Raw genomic sequence first — 16,302 nt, forward strand, 5'->3', positions numbered from 1 at the left:
CGGGTATCATGGTGGCGGCCTATCTGGGCGCCTCGTTGGGAAACCGCCGAACACCTTGGCTTGTCGACTGGCCAATATCCCGCTTCCTTATCTATCTCGCCATCGGTCTCGCGATAACATCCGTGGTCGAAATATTGGCCGTTGGGGCTGCCTGGGGCTGGACCTACAGTCCCACTATGCCGCTAGTCCCTGGGACAAAGATCGGACTCGTTCCCATAATCATGTGGGTTCTTGTCCCGACCGCGACCCTTTGGCTCTCACGAAAAATGGGACTTGGGTCAGCCTAGTCGAAGCGAGCGAAAGTGATTCCTAATGAGCAGCGGTCGCCGGGATGAGCAGCGCGACGAATTGCATCAAGACTGTCACCATCAGGAGAGACAATCGTTACCCGGCCGCCGAAAACATCACCGTCTCCGGAGTCCACCGCAAGGATGGTTTTGATGGACCAGTACTCATGCGGTCACCTGCAATAATTGAAAGCGGTTGGCCTTCAATGGGCTTTGAAAGGAAGTTAGCGTAAGCCAGCAGAGGTCGTGCTATCACGTAACTGCCTGTCGGAGTCCCTTCTCAAGCAGAGCGCAACTCACCGCGCGCTTGACCGAATACCTCAATACTGCCCCAAATTGCTAGGCTGGCCATAATGGCGGCCACGACCAGGTCGGGCCACGCGCGCCCGGTTCCGAAGACACCCAGCGCCGCGCCCAGAACCGCTACATTGCCGATCGCGTCGTTGCGCGAGCAAATCCACACCGAGCGCATGTTGGCATCACCCGTGCGAAACCGGAACAACATCGCGGCAACTGCGAGATTCACCGCAAGCGCGACGGTTCCGATAATGCCCATGGTCCCGGCGTCCGGCGAGGCACCGACAAAGAAACCCCAGATCGCGGAGCCAAGCACCCATAGCCCGAACGCCAGCATGGTCGCTGCTTTGGCAATGGCTGCGCAAGCGCGCCACGCAAGCGCCATTCCGGCAACGCAGAGACTTATGGCGTAATTTGCCGCATCGCCCAGAAAATCGAGTGCGTCAGCCTGCAATGCACGCGAATCAGCAGCAAGGCCCGCCACGATTTCGACGCTGAACATAACCGCATTGAGAATGAGAGCGATCCACAGGATACGGCGCCACAGCGGATCATTATTCGCCTCGACGTCCTCGACAGGACCGCAGCAATTTTTTCCCATTCGCTCGACTCCTTGTGTCGAATCGATTTATACACCTTGTAGTCGCTACAAGGTCAAGCGATCGAGGGAAGCCTATGCGGATCGGTGAACTCGCCCGCGCGGCGGGCGTAAAAGCGGAAACCATCCGTTACTATGAACGCGAGGGCGTTCTCGCGTCCCCGCCCCGCACACAGGCCAACTATCGCGACTACGGTCCCGAGCACGCCCGGAGACTGAATTTCATTCGCCGCGCGCGCGACCTGGGGTTTTCCATGACGCGCATTCGCGAACTTCTCGAACTGGCCGACGACCGGTCGCGGGCCTGCCATGCGGTCGACACGCTGGCACGAGCGCACCTGGGCGAAGTCAACCGCAAGATTGCCGATCTGGAGGCTCTCCGAAGGGAACTGCGCCGGATGCTGGAAAACTGCGAGCAAGGAACGGTCGGCACCTGTCTGGTCATTGAAGCGCTCGCCGAGGGGACTGAAGCGTGAACGCGATATGGATCTATCCCCTTGCCGCGCTCGCCGAGATTGCGGGGTGCTTTGCGTTCTGGGCCTGGTTCAGAATGGACAGGAGCGCCTGGTGGCTCCTTCCCGGAGTATTGGCGCTCGTGTTGTTCGCCTATCTCCTTGCTCGCATTGAGGCGGATGCTGCAGGGCGAGCCTTCGCCGCCTATGGCGGCGTCTATATCACCGCGTCGCTTGGCTGGCTCTGGCTCGTCGAAGATACACAGCCGGATCGCTGGGATCTGCTAGGAGCATTGATCTGCCTCGGCGGTGCCACAGTCATCCTTTTCGCGCCACGCGTGGCCTGAAAGATCGCGACGAATCCCTGATACTGAAAACACCGGTCGACTTTTCAGGGATACGATTGTCGTTCGAGAACCAGGATTCGCGGACGAGCTCACCCCCAGGCGTCCGCAACAGTCTTGGTGGGGAGTTCCGCCCTGCCCAATCCCGTCTGGCATTCGATCTAGGGTCAGCTTTCATCTCAGTTCTCGCCTCCAAGCACGCAAAATGAAGGGGGCGCGAACATCAACGCCAAAAGCCTCACGCGGAGTTTAAAAACTGACCCGAGCACCACCCACAATGCGCCGCGGAACCCCTGGTCGCAGACCGAACGGGCGCCTGCTCACGGCGTATTGATTGTCGAGAACATTGTCGACGCGCGCAAACAGGGAGAATTTGTCAGTCAGCGCGTAACTTCCCGCAATATCGAAGACGATGCGATCATCGATCCTCTCGTTTTCAGCAACGGCTCCGCTTCCTGGATTGTCGCGCAACTCGGAAACGTAGTTGGCGCCAACGGTAGCCGCCGCACGTCCCATGTTTACCCCCGCTTCGACATAGAGCTGATGGCGCGCGATGTACGGCAGGTCATCGCCTTCGTTTACGTCGCCAAAAAATTCGCTGTCGAAGCTGCTGTCGAATTCTGCATCCGTGAACGTGTAGGCAAGCGAGAGCGGGAACGAGACCGAATTGGAAAGGCGAGGTTCAACCGCCGCCGACAGTTCCAGCCCTTTGACCGTAACCGCGCCGCCATTGAACTGATCGCCAATATCACCGACGCTGCAGCCCACGGATTGAGTGCAGTTGCCCAGAAGGTTCGAGTAGTCGTTGTAGAAGCCGATCGCGGAGACCTGGACCTTGTCGCTCCGATAGCGGACCCCGGCTTCGTAGTTCCAGCTTTCCTCGGCCCGTGCATCAGGATTGCCTGGACCGGGAGGTGAGAAACCGCGCGACACACCTGCCAGCAATATGGCATCACCCAACTCGTAGGTGGCGCCAAGACCTGGCAACCACTGATCAATATTGGTCTGACGGACACGTGTCGGCCCATTTGAGCGATCCGGGTCCGACCCGGCATAGTCGAGCCGGGTCAGGTCAATCCCTTCATACCTCAAGCCGGGAGTCAGTGTCAGGGCACCGATCTCGATCCGGTCCTCGATATAGAACGCGATCGCCTTTGCTTTCGCTTCCCGGTTGGCTTGCTGACCAAGATCGGTCTGCCGTTCGAAGACGAGATCACCCCCGATCTGTGAGTAGAATTCCTCGTTTTGCAGCCTGTCTTCCTCATCCTCGTGGTAGCGGACAGATACGGCAAGGTTGTGCCTCGCGCCGCCCATCTCGAAGGGGCGCTCAAGCGAAATCTGAGCGCCTTCGCTGCGATAGACGCGGTTGTTGTTCCGTATGCGAACCGCGCCCTCGAAGCTATCCGCCCCGCGCAAGATGCTAAGCGCCCCGGCATTGTCCTCTGGATTAACGAAAACCGAGCTAATTGAATCGAAGCTGCCATCGCCGTCGAAGTCGATATCCTGGAGCTTGGACCAGCTGCGGGCAAAGTCGTTCCGGTACAGCGTAGCTGTGATCCTCGTTCCGTCAGAAAATGCCAAGCTGCCGGTAACGCGATATTGATCGTGCTCACCGGAAAAAGCGTCGCGCTGGCTTGCCGCATAGCGACGATAGGGCTCCGCGGCGAAATCGGTGTCGGCAAGTCCAAGGTACGTCTCGTTGGCTTCAAGGTCCGATCGGCCATAGACGAATTCCAGTCGCGCCTCGACAGGCGCGTCCGGTGCTGTGTGAACAGCCAAGCGTCCACGGTAATCCTGTCGCTCGAAACCGGTGTCGGCGTCGGGAAGCCCATCAATCGTCTTGAAGCCGTCGCTGCCCTGCTGGTAGGTTTCAAGCAGCGCGCCGACGTAGTCCGTGTCTCCACCGACCCAGGCCTGTCCCTGATAATAGTCGCGCGACCCGTATTGCCCGAAAGCGTAGCCAGCCAGCCCGTCGGCCGGAATGTCGGTCGACCGAAGATTGACCGCCCCGCCGATCGTACGGGGCCCATAGCGAATGGCGGCGGCCCCTTTCGTGACTTCGACCGCCTGCATGCGCCCGATGGCCGGGAAATAATACGCTGCCGGCGCGGCATAGGGAGCAGGCGCGATCAGCACGCCGTCTTCCATGAGCGTGATGTTGCTCGAACGTTCGACCGGACTGCCGCGCAGACCGATATTCGGGAACAAGCCGAACCCGTCTTCCTCCTGCGTGTTGATGCCGGGGACCTGCCGCAGGACGCGATTTACATCCCCGTAATCGAACCGGCGCAGATCCTCGCTGTCGATAAGATCGGCCGATCCCGCGATACGGTAGGGATCGATCCGGCCGCCGACCACGATGATCGAATCCACCGGATTCTCCCGGCGCTCGTCTGCAATCTGTTCGGCGCGCACCTCTCCGTCATCAGGCCCGGTAGTCTCTTGTGCCACCGCCGGTGCGGACAAAGCGATTGCGAGGGACGAGACGGTAGTACGATACATAAAAACTTCCTGTTCTCCGAGTGTGGAAATCCGGGCCCTAACCTTATTGCGATTGCCTCGCAAGAGCAAAAACACGCTTTGGGAAAACTTCTCGGTAGCGCTCGTGCGCGTAGCTGTGCAGCGCAGCGCGGGGGATTTGCGACACCGATGAGGCAAGGATGTGGTGATTTACCTGAGCTTCAAAGAGTAAGCCTGCGGTCGGCTGTTTTCCTTTGTAACCGAGCAACTGCAACGCATTTAACACCTTGCGCAGCGCGGTCCTTTTTGCACGAGCAGGGCCAGGCCGATGGCAAGCCCGACAATCCTCGCAAGCCTGAGTTAGGGTTGTTCAACGAACACTCGTACGCACCCAAACCTTGCGGCCGAGCTTTGACGGCCCGGGTTTCCGGTTTTTCAGCAATTATCGTGGTCTGCAGACGTCATCGAATACGCACACAAATCTAAGGCTGATGGGGTCCGCCAACTTCATGCGGATGTGCGGTTTGATGCGCGGGAACGAGATCGGCTTCGCAGTCCGTTTCAAAGCACGCTTCGAATGTCGCATGCTCAATTTGAAATTCTTCTTTCAACATCGACCTAGCCCGGCCCTTCACTTTCTCGAATTGCTCAAGTGAAGCGCCTTCAGGGGTTACATGCGTTTCCAGCGCCCGGTGATGCTCGCCGATCGACCAAACATGAACATGATGTACTCCGTCGATCCCATCCAACTTTTCGAGTGCCAAAACGATCCGATCAAACTCCAGCTCGTCGGGAACCGCGCCCATCAAGAGCCGGACTGTCCGCGGCATCAGGGTCACCCCCTGCCAGATGACATAACCGGCGATGATTAGGGTGATGATCAGATCCGCGATGTAGAGATCGTATAGCAGGATCAGCGCGCCAGCAACGATCACACCGACCGACGCGAGAGCATCGGAGACGTTGTGCAGAAAGGCCGCCTTCATGTTGATGCTGTCATGCGAACCGCGATAGACGATGAAGGCAGTCACCAGATCGATGACCAGCGCTATGCCCGCCACGCCTATGACGGTCCATCCCTCGACCGGTTGGGGATCGGCGAACCGGTTGATTGCCTCCACCAACAGGTAGAAGCCGATGATAAGCAGCGTCGTGAGGTTGATGAGTGCGGCGACGACTTCGCCTTGCGCATAACCGAAGGTCATAAGTTTGTCGGCGGGTCGCCGCCCGATTTTGCGCGCGAACCAGGCCAGGCCAAGCGAAGCCGCATCGCTGAAATTGTGCAAGGCGTCGGCTATGAGCGCGAGCGACCCTGAGACGATCCCGCCAATGATTTGGGCAACTGTAAGCAAAACGTTGATCGCCACTGCAAAGATCAGCTGGCGATCGCTGAGATTTTCTTCGCCGTGACTATGTCCGGCGTGACCGTGGGATTGCTCCATTACTCGCGTCCCATTGTGAAGGGTTCAATGCTAAACGCGACTGCCGGTCGCTCTGCGGGATGCTCCAAACCCGAATTCGGAAGATCCACCGCGTCTGATAATTCATCAAGCCCGGCGAAAATGAGTGCGAGAAGGGCGAACCCGACGAGAAAAACAAGAAGCGATTTGAAGTGCCCCGCTGTGTGTGCCGCTTGATGAAGAAGCAAAGCTCTTACCGCCGCAGCCAGGAGCAACCCTGCAAGGACGGTGAGGAGCCAAGGCAGCCCGAAACTATCGACACTGTGTACCATCCAGAATGCCAACAGCGCAGAACCGATGAAGGCCAGAGCGAGACCGACCTGTAGCGCGATGCGGTCCATTCGGCTTGAGCTAGCGGCTATGAACCTGGAGCCAATCTGACGACTGACCAAGACATTCGCCATGGCCAACCCTGCCGCGGTGACTATTGCCAAAGTCACGGAAGCGGCTGCTGCAATACCGAGGGTCAAACCATAGCCGATCAGATCGACGATGGAGAAGATCGACGATACAGCAACATTGGACAAATCCTCGTCATGATCATGCTGCTTTCTTTTGCCGTCCGCGAAACGGCCTCTGAGATAGCCGGCTGCCTTGCACAGAAGAACATAGGCTCCTCCACCGAGCAAAAAGAGCACAGGGATGGCCCAGCTGTCGACTGCCGATTGGACGAACGGCGTAACCGCTAGCGCAGCGGTCGCAAACAGAACGCCCGCAGCAGCAGGATACAACAGATCGGACCGGCGCAATCCCGCCCCCACACGTTCGACCCACAACGTCCCTACGACCAAGCCGGTGCTTGCGAATATCGCAAGAAGCAAAACATGCGATCGGCTTTGTGTCTCAAAGATAGTGTCGAAAAGGCTCATTAGCTTTTCAAACCCCGTACCGCCGGAAGTTCGTCTGCGACTTTCTTCCGCGCGACAGGCAAATCTCCATCAAAATCTTTTCGGGGAGATGTCCTCATAAGCAAGGGCTGATCGTCATGATCCTCTTCGCGGTGGCTATGGCCGCTCCGTTCACCCTGATCTCGGTTGTCATTGCTCATCCGGCTCCTCCGGAGACTTGCAAAGGCTTCACCCACAGGAATATTACGGCAATAAAAGCCGCATTGGCTGCCCAGAACGCGAAGATGTGCCATCGACCAAAGCCTCTTTTCTCTTCGTCTCCCAACGAAAGAAAGAGAGCGTATAGCGCGGCCATCAGCACGACGAACGCGAGACTGACCCAGAAGAGTTGAAAATTCTCGATCGGCGTTCCGATGATGGTGAGCGGGATGAAGGCGAGCGTCATGGTCACGACATGGTCGCCGATCACGCTTGTGCTGGCGGAGGTCACCTGACCGGAGCGCGCGACGCTCCAGGTCGTGAACACCTCGGGCAGCGATGCGACGGCGGCAGTGATGAAAAGACCGCCGACGATATTCGGGATGCCGAGTGCGCTCACGATCCTTTCGGTCGAGAATACGGTGAAGTAGGCCCCGACCGCCAGGGCGCCGACGCCCGCTATGGCCATCCATTTCTCCTTTAGACTCCACTCTACCTCCTCTCCCTTCTCTCGGCCCCGAACGAGAGCCTGAAGGAGATAGGCGAGATACGCGATCAGCAGCAGCCATCCATCGATCGGCTGCAACCCGCGCCAAGGGGCGGGAAGCGTCAGTAGAGCGAAGACCGCGAGGATCGCCAGGTAAGGCAGCGCCTGGACGGTAAGAGCCCCCTTATCGACCGCGACGTAATGATCACGACGATGCTTCTTGTGCTCCTTGTCAGCACCTTCAAGGGCCCCTTTACGGGTCGCCAGATAAGCGGTCGTCACGATCACCGGAATCACCAGAACGGTCGAACCCAGCATGGCGCCAAGGCCGATATCGGACACATCACGAGCAGCGCTCGTCACATTGATGCCCATCTCTGGCGAAGCGGCGGCTAGACCTAAAAAGGAGCCCCCCGCCGCGACGGAGAACCCCCATTGCTTGCGTAATTTCTTGAGCGGTGCGGACAGGCGTTCCGCGCCCCAATGAGCGGCCCAGACGGCGGCGAGGAGAACCGCTGCCCAGACCGCGATCACTTGCGCCAGCCCTCGTGCTCTGTGCCCTCTTCCTCATGGATGTCCATATGCGCATCGCGCAGGATCTCGATGCCGCCGTAGATCGCTATGCAGGCCACACCGATCCCGACGACGAGATCGGGCCAATTCGATCCGGTGAAAAACACTACGATACCCGCTATGATAATCCCGCCGTTCGAAACGAAATCATTCAAACTGAACGTGGTGGCTGCACGTAAATTGACATCCTTATTCTGCAAACGTTTCAGCAGGTAAAGGCACCAGAGGTTCACCGCACCGGCAACCAGCGCCATCACCATCATGACGCCGCCGATCGGATCCGAACCCTCCATGAAGCGCCGGATGGCATCGAGAATCACACCGCCTGCGAACACAAGCAGCATGACCCCGGAAAAACGCGCGGCTCCGCGCTTCCAGACCCGGGAGCGGGTGAGCGCAAGCAGGCTCAATGCATAGACAATCGCGTCCGACGAATTGTCGAGCCCATTGGCAATCAGCGCGTTGGAATCGCCGATTACCCCGGTGATGAAAAACCCTATCGCAATCGCCACATTGAGCCAGAAAACGATCCAGAGAGTGCGGCGCTTTTCGGCCGAATCGAGGTTGAGTTCGCCTTCGCCGCTCATGACGCATTCCTTCCGTCTCTCGCCCAGCTTTCGGCGGCAACCCGCTCGACAGGTGTGAAAAACCTCATCTCCGCGCGGAATAGCGGATCGAAAAGCTTGGTGCCCCACTCTTCCCAACTACTATCGCCGACCATCGCGATCCGGCCGAAGCTGTCCTTGTGCTTCGCATCGAATTTCAGGTCGCGCCAGAGACCGCCCATATCCCAGCCAGAAAAGTCGGGAGCAAGTTCGATAAGCATCGGAACCGTCCCAGGAACTCGCGCCGCGACGCGCTCGAAAAACGGAACGAAGCGGTCATAGTCGCTATCGGAAAGCGTTCCGTCCGCCCTGATGAGCAACAGACCGTTATCTTCGATTGCGGTGAGCATGGCGATTTCTCCTCTTGAATGTTCCGCGCGACCGTCGAGCGGCTTTGGCGCGTCCTCTGGACAGCGGTAAAAGATGCGCTCGAAACCTCGATAGTTGCAGGTGAAGGGCCGTCCCGGGCTACAATCTTCGATCGTAAGATGGCGCACTTGCATTGGCCGCGCATGCCGTTCGAAGGGCTTATGGTCATGGTATATGCGATGGCCTCACCCTCATCGCGCCAGATGCCGACAGCGGACAGATCACCGTCCGAAGGTTGCACCTCTGCATAGAAGCCATCGGCGAAAAACACCCACGCCGTGCCCGTATCGCAGCCGGGCGTTCTGCCGAGGCTCCGCGCGCCCGCAATTGAGTCCGATACCGGATCGCTTCGAGACTTGTCAGTCCCGAAGCGATCTGAGGCAGACAAATTGACCTAGCTAACTTCAATTAGCCCTCCCCTTCAAGTAACATCCCGAAGTTCTTTACGTTCCTCAGGCGTGACGTTGCGACGCAGGCGGTCCCACCATCTTTGGCGCCAGCTTCGCTTCTCCTTGCCATCATCGAGTACCAGGCGAGCGATCGCTGGCAAAACGAACAGCGTGAGCGCAGTGGCTGTGATCAGCCCGCCGATAACCACCGTAGCCAAGGGACGTTGCACCTCAGCACCTGTTCCTGTGGCAATCGCCATCGGCACAAAACCCAGCGACGCCACCAACGCGGTCATGAGCACCGGTCGCAGTCGCGCCAGCGCGCCATCGGCAATCGCCTCATCCAGTGACATCCCGCTGTCGAGTCGCTGCCGGATCGCGGTCATCATGACGAGACCGTTGAGCACCGCCACGCCGGAAAGCGCGATAAAGCCGACCGCTGCCGACACCGAGAATGGCAAGCCTCGCAGCGCCAGAGCGAACACCCCGCCAGCCAAGGCCATGGGAATGGCACTGAACACGGCAAGCGCTGGAACCCATCCACCCAAAGCCATGAACAGCAAGAGGAGAACCAGAGCGAAGGCAATCGGGACGACGATGGTGAGCCGCGCCTGCGCTTCCTGCAGGTTCTGATACTGTCCGCCCCATTCGATGAAGGAGGCCGGCGGCATATCGACGCCGGTCGAAACCCTTTCCTGCGCTTCCTCAACAAAGGAGCCGAGATCGCGCTCGCGTACGTTGGCCGAGACGATCACAAGCCTTCGGCCCTGCTCTCGCCGAACCTCGGCAAGGCCATCGACGACCTGAAAATCGGCCAATGTCCGCAAAGGAACGGTGACCCCGTTTTCAAGCACGATCGGGAGCGCGCCGAGCTGGTCGAAATCGTCGCGCGTAGCATCCTCGAGGCGCACGACAACATCGAAACGGCGATCGCCCTCGAACACCAGTCCTGCTGGCCGCCCGCCGAGCGCGATAGCAACCGACTGTGCCACTTCCTCGACGGTCAGACCATAGCGCGCGATGGTCGGGCGATCGAAGGCGATGTCCAGCGTAGGAAAGCCGGTCACCTGCTGCACCTTCACGTCCGCGGCGCCTTCGACACCTCCAAGCACGCCCGCGACCTCGCCCGCAGCTTCGGTGAGCGCAGTGAGGTCATCGCCGTAGAGCTTGACCGCGACATCGCCGCGCACACCGGCGATCAGCTCGTTGAAGCGCAGCTCGATAGGCTGGCTGAACTCGTAGAGATTGCCGATGAGGCCTCCGAGCGCGCTTTCCATTTCACCAACAAGCTCATCTTTCGGCAAATCGGGATCGGGCCATTCGTCGCGAGGCTTCAGGATGACATAAGCGTCCGAAGCATTGGGGGGCATTGGATCGCTGGCGACTTCGGCCGTGCCCGTCCGTGAGAACACAAGATCAACTTGGGGAAACTCTTCGAGCCGGTCTTCGACCCGCCGCTGCATCGCCAGCGAGCGTTCGAGCGATGTCGAGGGGATGCGCAAGGATTGCACCGCGATGTCGCGTTCATCGAGCTGCGGGGTGAACTCGCTGCCCAGAAAGCCGAACACAAAAACCGCTACTGTGAAGAGACCAACCCCGGCACCAATCATCGGCCAGGGCCGCGCAATGACCTTGCGCACGGCGGGACCGTAGCGCTCTTTGGCCCAGCGAATGGGCTTCACCTCCTTTTCGGTCAGCTTCTTGTTGAGCAGGACCGCAATCATCGCTGGCACGAAGGTCAATGAAAGAACGAAGGCCGAAGCCAGCGCGAGCATCATCGTGATCGCCATGGGCGAGAACGTCTTGCCCTCGACCCCGGTAAAGGTCAGCAGCGGCGCGAAGACGAGGAAGATAATCGCCTGACCGTAGACGGTCGGTTTGATCATTTCCTGCGCTGCGAGACGCGTTTCGGTCAGCCGCTCACCCAAGGTAAGCAAGCGTCCTTCGCGATGTTGCCGGGCCGCAAGCCGGGCGACGCTGTTCTCGACAATGATGACCGCACCATCGACGATCAGCCCGAAGTCGAGCGCGCCCAGGCTCATCAGATTACCTGAGACACCAAGCCGGTTCATCCCCACCGCTGCCATCAGCATCGAAACGGGAATGACCAGTGCGGTGATTATGGCGGCGCGGATATTGCCGAGCAAGAGGAACAGGACGGCGATCACGAGCAATGCGCCTTCGAGCAGGTTCTTTTCGACGGTGGAGATCGTCGCATCGACTAGTGAGGAACGATTGTAGACAATCTCAGCGACAACTCCGTCCGGAAGCGATGCGCGGACCTCTTCAAGTCTCTCGGCAGCACCAGCCGCAACGGTCCGGCTGTTCTCGCCCGCGCGCATCAACACGGTTCCCACCACCGCCTCTTCACCGTTCAGTGAAGCAGCACCGGTTCGCAGGTCGCCGCCGATCTCCACATCGGCCACATCGCCGATGCGGATGGGCACGCCCTCGCGGGTCGCAATGACGGCTTCTTCGATGTCGGCAATGCTGCCCAGCCTCGCGTCCACGCGGACAAGCAGGGCTTCGTCGGCACGATCGACGAAATTGGCGCCTGCCGCCAGATTGGCGGCTTCTAGAGCATCGATGAGTGAGTCGAATGACAGGCCATAGCCGGTGAGACGTGCCGGATCGGGCTGAACAAGGAATTGCTTTTCGAACCCGCCAATCGAATCCACGCCGGCCACGCCGTCGATCGAGCGCATCAACGGCGCGACCACCCAATCCTGCACAGTGCGCAGATAGGCCGCCTTAGCCACCTCACTCTCGAGGCGGTCGCCGCGTTCGGTGATGAAGCTGCCATCGGACTGCCAGCCTGTGCGGCCACCAGTGGTCGCACCCTTGCCACCGGGATGCTCATACTCGATCGTATACATCAGCACTTCGCCAAGGCCGGTGGAGATCGGCCCCATGGTAGGCTCCGCTCCTTCGGGCAATGAAGCGCCAATCGGCGCGAGCCGTTCGTTCACCTGCTGCCGGGCGAAGTAGAGGTCGGTGCCCTCCTCGAAAATCGCGGTGACCTGGCTGAAGCCGTTGCGCGAAATCGATCGTGTCATCTCCAGGCCTTCGATCCCGGCAAGTCCGGTTTCGATGGGGAAGGTCACCTGCGTCTCGACCTGCGAAGGTGAGAGCGCGGCAGCGCTGGTGTTGATCTGGACCTGCGTGTTGGTGATGTCGGGAACCGCGTCGATCGGCAGGCGCACCAGATTGAACGCTCCGTAGATCGCTGCGAACACGGTCAGGACGATGATCGCCCAGCGGAAACGAACGGCGACATCGAGGATGACTCCGATCGGGCCGTGACGGTGGCTACCTTCGTCCGAAGACATGGGAGAAGATGCCGTGGTTTGATCAATGGCCATGTTCTGCGCCCTCCTTTTCGAGCTCGGACTTCAACAGGAAGGCATTGGCAGTCGCGATCCGCTGACCGGGCTCGAGCCCGGAGAGGATCGTCACCATTCCGGCAGACCGGCTGCCGATCTCGACCTCCCGAGCCTGAAATCCGCGTCGTGTCCGCACGAAGACAACATCGCGTCCTTCGAGCACCTGCACAGCATCTTCGGGTACCGCGATACGGCTCTGGTCCAATTCGCCCGAGGGGCGAATACGCGCCTGAAGGAACGATCCGGGCTGCAGACCGGGAACGGCGCGCGTCAAGGTAAGAACCGCTGTCGCGCTACGGCTCTCGGCATCGAGCGAAGGCGTTACCGACCGGACGCGAGCGCCGATCTCCCTTCCATCGCCGAGGATCAACGCAGCCTCGTCGCCAGGCTGGATGCGTGAAGCATCTTCGGAAGGCAGCGCAACCTCGATCTGCAAGCCGCTGGGATTGACCACGCTGTAAAGCTCCTCCCCGGCGTCGACGAACGAGCCGAGCACGATTGGAGCGGCGGTCACACGGCCCGAAAGCGGACTGGTGACAGCGAGCGAGCGTCCATCGCCGCTCACGCCTGCCGCGGCGACGGCCGCCTGCGACCGGTTCAGTTCGGAACGGGCAACGTCAAGATTGGCGCGCGCCGCTTCGAGATCCTGGCGTGCGGTCACGTTGGCTTCGAATAGCCGGCGCTCCCGTTCATAGGCCGCCGAAAGCTCGGTTACGCGGGCGCGGGCGGCACTAAGCTGGGAAGCGAGTGCAGCCGCATCGGCGCTTTCGATCCGAGCGACGGTCTCGCCCTGCCGGACATAATCGCCAAGCGTCTTGCCAACGCTGCGCACGACACCGGAAGCCCGTGCATCGATGCGTGCGCTGGCGGTCGGACTTGCCGCAACCGTTGCAGGAAATACGAGTTCGACAGCGGCACCCGTTTGCACCGCTGCGACCTCGATCTCGGCGGTGCGGATCTGCTCTTGCTCGATTAGCACGAGCCCCTCGGGCAGTTCTGTCTCTGCGACCTCTTCGTCCGCGTGGGTGTCGACCTGGCTGTCAGGCCAGAACATCAGCATCAAGGCCGAAACAAGTATGACAATTCCGGCGATGATCGCCAGTCTTTTGCGGTTCATTTTGGTATTCCTCATTGTGCGGCCAGCCTGATCAGTTCGGCGGCAGCTTGTCCCCGGTCTTCTTGCGCAGCAATCAACGCCTCGCGAATGGCATCGCGCGCTTCGGCTGCGCTCAACACTTCGATCAACGGAAAACGGCCATTGCGATAACCGATGCGGACGAGCCGAAGAGCCTCCTCGGCCTGGGGGAGTGATGTCGTGGAAAGCGTCTCGACGCGCGCTTCGGCAGCAAGATATTGCGATCGTGCGCGCGTCACGGCTTGCTCGAAATCGGCCAACGCTACAGCCTCGCGAGCATTGGCGGCGCGCAGCCTTGCTTCGGCTGCAGCGATATTGCCCTGATTACGATTCAAGAAGGGAAGCGGGATCGAGACACCGAGAAGAAAGGCACTGTCATTGCTTTCCTCGAAGCGTCGAACACCGGCGGAAACGACGGGATCGGGAATGCGCAGGCTGCGCTCACGATCGATCTCGGCGGCGGCGGCGGTGCTTTCCGCACGCGCCACTCGCAATTGCAGACCGCTTGCTGTCGCCATTACAGCACCGGGCGGTTCGATCCCGGGGAACCTGCTCGGAACAAGCGGCGGCGCCCCCTGATCGCCCCATAGCGAGGCGAGGGCCGTTCGGGCTGCAAGACTTGTCGCTTCGGCGGCCTGAAGTTCGGCTTGCGCTTCCGCCAAGGCCGCTTCGGCCCGAAGAGCACGGAGCGGGGGCTCGCGCCCGACTTCTACGAGGAGACCGGCAATGCGGGCGAGCTCTTCGTTTCGCTCAACCACATCGAGGGCCAGTTCGACGCGCGAGGCTGCTGCAGCCGCTGCTACGTAGCGTTCACGGACAAGAAATCCGAGTTCGGCCCCCGCAAGGTCAGCCCGCAGATCCGCCAGCTGTGCCTGCGCCCGGGCAGCCTCGACGCGTGTGCCGCGTTTACCTCCAAGTTCGAGCCGCTGTCCGACAGCAAGCGTATATTCGGTGGCGCTTAGCCCGGAGAAGGCCCCACTCCCGGCGATGTTCTCGACCTCGAGCGATATTTCAGGGTTGGGCCGCAACCGCGCCTGTCCGACAAGAGCCTGCGCCGCCTCGGCTTCCGCTCGAGGGCCGACGATGCGCGGGTTTAACTCGGTGTTAGCGGGTTCGGCAACCACGCCTGTCCGGCCCAACGCCTCGTCGAGCGTCAGAAGCTCCCGCTCCTGCGCTGCCACAGGCGTGACAATTGCGGCGAGGGTTAGCCCTGCTATCAGGGCCCCTCGCCATTTGATGGCTGGCATTTTTCAAAACTCTCTCTGCTGACAAATCGAAATGCGCTGCGTCAAGCAGCGCAGTGACGGTCGTCAGGCGCGAGGAGGGCGTTTGGGTAAATTGCTCGCATCGCCGAATAATTCTTCGGCCATATGCGACCCAACCGTGATGTTAAGCCGGTCGGGCATGTCGTTTAAAAGCTTCGATTTCAGTGCTGCGGCGACGTGATGGCAATGCCCGTGGGCGCATTCCTGCTGCTCCGGGCTTTCGTTTTGCGGGCTCTCGTCCGCATCAATGTCGAACATCTGGACCGAATAGGCTATTTCTGACAGCTCGTCCGCACATTGCGCTGCTTCGACCGCCGGAGACGCCATCAGCGCTGCGACCGCCAAAAGGGCGGCGACAATCCTGACGGGAATCAAGGCGTTCAGATCGAACATCCTGTGGCCCCTAACAAGGTGAAACGAAAGTTGAAACAAAAATCTTCTCGGTTGCTGTAATGTGATATTGTCACGAAGCGTCCGGACAATGAATATTGTTCGAGTAGTTTCTTTTTCGACCAAATTCCATGGAATGAATGCAGCGTTCTTATAAGGCGAAAGCTGATTAATATTCAAATTACCCAAGTTCCGTCATAATCAGCCATCCAATCCTAGATCACGACATCAGAATCTGGATTATCACGATGATAACGCTTCCAGCGACTGGAGGTGCAAGCACTTTTTTTGCTGTCTGGGTTCGGTGTCCATAGTCCCATTATAGCTTTCGCGTCAGCGACCCGCGGAAGAGGCGGCTGGGTTTCGAGAAAGCGTTTCGATGATTTTGCATTCGGAAACCTCGCCGCCCGTGCAGGCCGCGACCACACTTCTCAGTTCGGAACGAAGCGCTTGTAGCCGACTGATGCGCTCGTCCACGGCTCGAAGGTGCCGCAAAGCGATGTCACCCGCCTCGTCACAGCTCTGATCCGGTCTCGCCTTCACGCTTAAAAGCGAGCGTGTTTCATCGATCGAAAACCCCAATTTTCGAGCATGCCGAATAAAGGAAAGGCGCTCGACGTCCTGCTCTTTGTAGGTTCGCTGCCCCGCTGCCGTACGCGCGGCTTCGGGCATCAGTCCGATATCCTCATAAAACCTTATCGTATTGACCTTGGTGCCCGTCGCCTTCGAAAGACCTCCGATAAGCATGAACTCACTCCTCCA

14 protein-coding genes are annotated in these 16,302 nt (G+C 59.6%); 2 read left to right on the forward strand and 12 right to left on the reverse strand.

Going from position 1 to position 16,302, the window contains the following annotated elements:
* Window positions 1–567: 567 nt before the first annotated feature.
* A complete protein-coding gene (locus GRI55_RS00970) occupies window positions 568–1,185 on the reverse strand; it encodes a cation transporter (RefSeq protein ID WP_050600433.1) in 618 nt (205 codons plus the stop codon).
* A gap of 74 nt (window positions 1,186–1,259) precedes the next feature.
* On the opposite strand from GRI55_RS00970, the gene GRI55_RS00975 reads away from it, so the two are divergent.
* Both GRI55_RS00975 and GRI55_RS00980 read left to right on the forward strand, forming a co-directional pair.
* Window positions 1,260–1,658 carry a MerR family transcriptional regulator gene (locus GRI55_RS00975; protein ID WP_050600434.1) on the forward strand — a complete coding sequence of 133 codons (399 nt, stop codon included), beginning with the start codon at window positions 1,260–1,262 and terminating at the stop codon, window positions 1,656–1,658.
* Window positions 1,655–1,981 carry a YnfA family protein gene (locus tag GRI55_RS00980; protein ID WP_050600435.1) on the forward strand — a complete coding sequence of 109 codons (327 nt, stop codon included), beginning with the start codon at window positions 1,655–1,657 and terminating at the stop codon, window positions 1,979–1,981. Before GRI55_RS00975 ends, GRI55_RS00980 begins: the two co-directional genes overlap by 4 nt.
* 246 nt (window positions 1,982–2,227) lie before the next feature.
* Here GRI55_RS00980 and GRI55_RS00985 read toward each other — a convergent pair whose 3' ends face one another.
* The 11 genes from GRI55_RS00985 to GRI55_RS01035 all read right to left on the reverse strand — a co-directional run bounded on the left by GRI55_RS00985 (window position 2,228) and on the right by GRI55_RS01035 (window position 16,287).
* On the reverse strand, window positions 2,228–4,480 hold the full coding sequence (locus GRI55_RS00985) for a TonB-dependent receptor family protein (RefSeq protein ID WP_063506156.1): 2,253 nt from the start codon (window positions 4,478–4,480) through the stop codon (window positions 2,228–2,230).
* Between the two features lie 440 nt (window positions 4,481–4,920).
* Window positions 4,921–5,880 carry a cation diffusion facilitator family transporter gene (locus tag GRI55_RS00990; protein WP_050600437.1) on the reverse strand — a complete coding sequence of 320 codons (960 nt, stop codon included), beginning with the start codon at window positions 5,878–5,880 and terminating at the stop codon, window positions 4,921–4,923.
* Window positions 5,880–6,767: a ZIP family metal transporter gene (locus GRI55_RS00995; RefSeq protein WP_050600438.1), complete on the reverse strand. Its 888-nt coding sequence runs from the start codon at window positions 6,765–6,767 to the stop codon at window positions 5,880–5,882. Before GRI55_RS00995 ends, GRI55_RS00990 begins: the two co-directional genes overlap by 1 nt.
* Before the next feature lie 175 nt (window positions 6,768–6,942).
* Window positions 6,943–7,965, reverse strand: a complete 1,023-nt coding sequence (locus GRI55_RS01000) for a sodium:calcium antiporter (protein ID WP_050600439.1) — start codon at window positions 7,963–7,965, stop codon at window positions 6,943–6,945.
* Window positions 7,962–8,591: a cation diffusion facilitator family transporter gene (locus GRI55_RS01005; protein ID WP_050600440.1), complete on the reverse strand. Its 630-nt coding sequence runs from the start codon at window positions 8,589–8,591 to the stop codon at window positions 7,962–7,964. The genes GRI55_RS01000 and GRI55_RS01005 overlap by 4 nt, the downstream gene beginning before the upstream one ends.
* Window positions 8,588–8,959, reverse strand: coding sequence for a SpoIIAA family protein (locus GRI55_RS01010; protein WP_050600441.1), 372 nt, complete (start codon window positions 8,957–8,959; stop codon window positions 8,588–8,590). The genes GRI55_RS01005 and GRI55_RS01010 overlap by 4 nt, the downstream gene beginning before the upstream one ends.
* Window positions 8,960–9,399: 440 nt before the next feature.
* Window positions 9,400–12,696, reverse strand: a complete 3,297-nt coding sequence (locus GRI55_RS01015) for an efflux RND transporter permease subunit (protein WP_050600442.1) — start codon at window positions 12,694–12,696, stop codon at window positions 9,400–9,402.
* A 22-nt stretch (window positions 12,697–12,718) separates the two neighbouring features.
* Window positions 12,719–13,867 carry an efflux RND transporter periplasmic adaptor subunit gene (locus tag GRI55_RS01020; RefSeq protein ID WP_050600443.1) on the reverse strand — a complete coding sequence of 383 codons (1,149 nt, stop codon included), beginning with the start codon at window positions 13,865–13,867 and terminating at the stop codon, window positions 12,719–12,721.
* An 11-nt stretch (window positions 13,868–13,878) separates the two neighbouring features.
* Window positions 13,879–15,009, reverse strand: a complete 1,131-nt coding sequence (locus tag GRI55_RS01025) for a TolC family protein (RefSeq protein ID WP_228135261.1) — start codon at window positions 15,007–15,009, stop codon at window positions 13,879–13,881.
* A 186-nt stretch (window positions 15,010–15,195) separates the two neighbouring features.
* Window positions 15,196–15,543 (reverse strand): hypothetical protein, encoded by a 348-nt coding sequence (locus GRI55_RS01030; RefSeq protein WP_050600445.1) that lies wholly within the window; start codon window positions 15,541–15,543, stop codon window positions 15,196–15,198.
* Window positions 15,544–15,873: 330 nt separating this feature from the next.
* A complete protein-coding gene (locus GRI55_RS01035; protein ID WP_050600446.1) occupies window positions 15,874–16,287 on the reverse strand; it encodes a MerR family transcriptional regulator in 414 nt (137 codons plus the stop codon).
* Window positions 16,288–16,302: the final 15 nt, after the last annotated feature.

It is taken from the genome of Qipengyuania citrea, from assembly GCF_009828015.1.
GTDB lineage: Bacteria > Pseudomonadota > Alphaproteobacteria > Sphingomonadales > Sphingomonadaceae > Qipengyuania > Qipengyuania citrea.

What these genes read in the sequence shown, in the direction of transcription:
- GRI55_RS00970 (WP_050600433.1), bottom strand. Translation starts at nt 1,185, where the DNA reads ATGGGAAAAAATTGCTGCGGTCCTGTCGAGGACGTCGAGGCGAATAAT.
- GRI55_RS00975 (WP_050600434.1), top strand. Translation starts at nt 1,260, where the DNA reads ATGCGGATCGGTGAACTCGCCCGCGCGGCGGGCGTAAAAGCGGAAACC.
- GRI55_RS00985 (WP_063506156.1), bottom strand. Translation starts at nt 4,480, where the DNA reads ATGTATCGTACTACCGTCTCGTCCCTCGCAATCGCTTTGTCCGCACCG.
- GRI55_RS00990 (WP_050600437.1), bottom strand. Translation starts at nt 5,880, where the DNA reads ATGGAGCAATCCCACGGTCACGCCGGACATAGTCACGGCGAAGAAAAT.
- GRI55_RS00995 (WP_050600438.1), bottom strand. Translation starts at nt 6,767, where the DNA reads ATGAGCCTTTTCGACACTATCTTTGAGACACAAAGCCGATCGCATGTT.
- GRI55_RS01005 (WP_050600440.1), bottom strand. Translation starts at nt 8,591, where the DNA reads ATGAGCGGCGAAGGCGAACTCAACCTCGATTCGGCCGAAAAGCGCCGC.
- GRI55_RS01010 (WP_050600441.1), bottom strand. Translation starts at nt 8,959, where the DNA reads ATGCTCACCGCAATCGAAGATAACGGTCTGTTGCTCATCAGGGCGGAC.
- GRI55_RS01015 (WP_050600442.1), bottom strand. Translation starts at nt 12,696, where the DNA reads ATGTCTTCGGACGAAGGTAGCCACCGTCACGGCCCGATCGGAGTCATC.
- GRI55_RS01020 (WP_050600443.1), bottom strand. Translation starts at nt 13,867, where the DNA reads ATGAACCGCAAAAGACTGGCGATCATCGCCGGAATTGTCATACTTGTT.
- GRI55_RS01030 (WP_050600445.1), bottom strand. Translation starts at nt 15,543, where the DNA reads ATGTTCGATCTGAACGCCTTGATTCCCGTCAGGATTGTCGCCGCCCTT.
- GRI55_RS01035 (WP_050600446.1), bottom strand. Translation starts at nt 16,287, where the DNA reads ATGCTTATCGGAGGTCTTTCGAAGGCGACGGGCACCAAGGTCAATACG.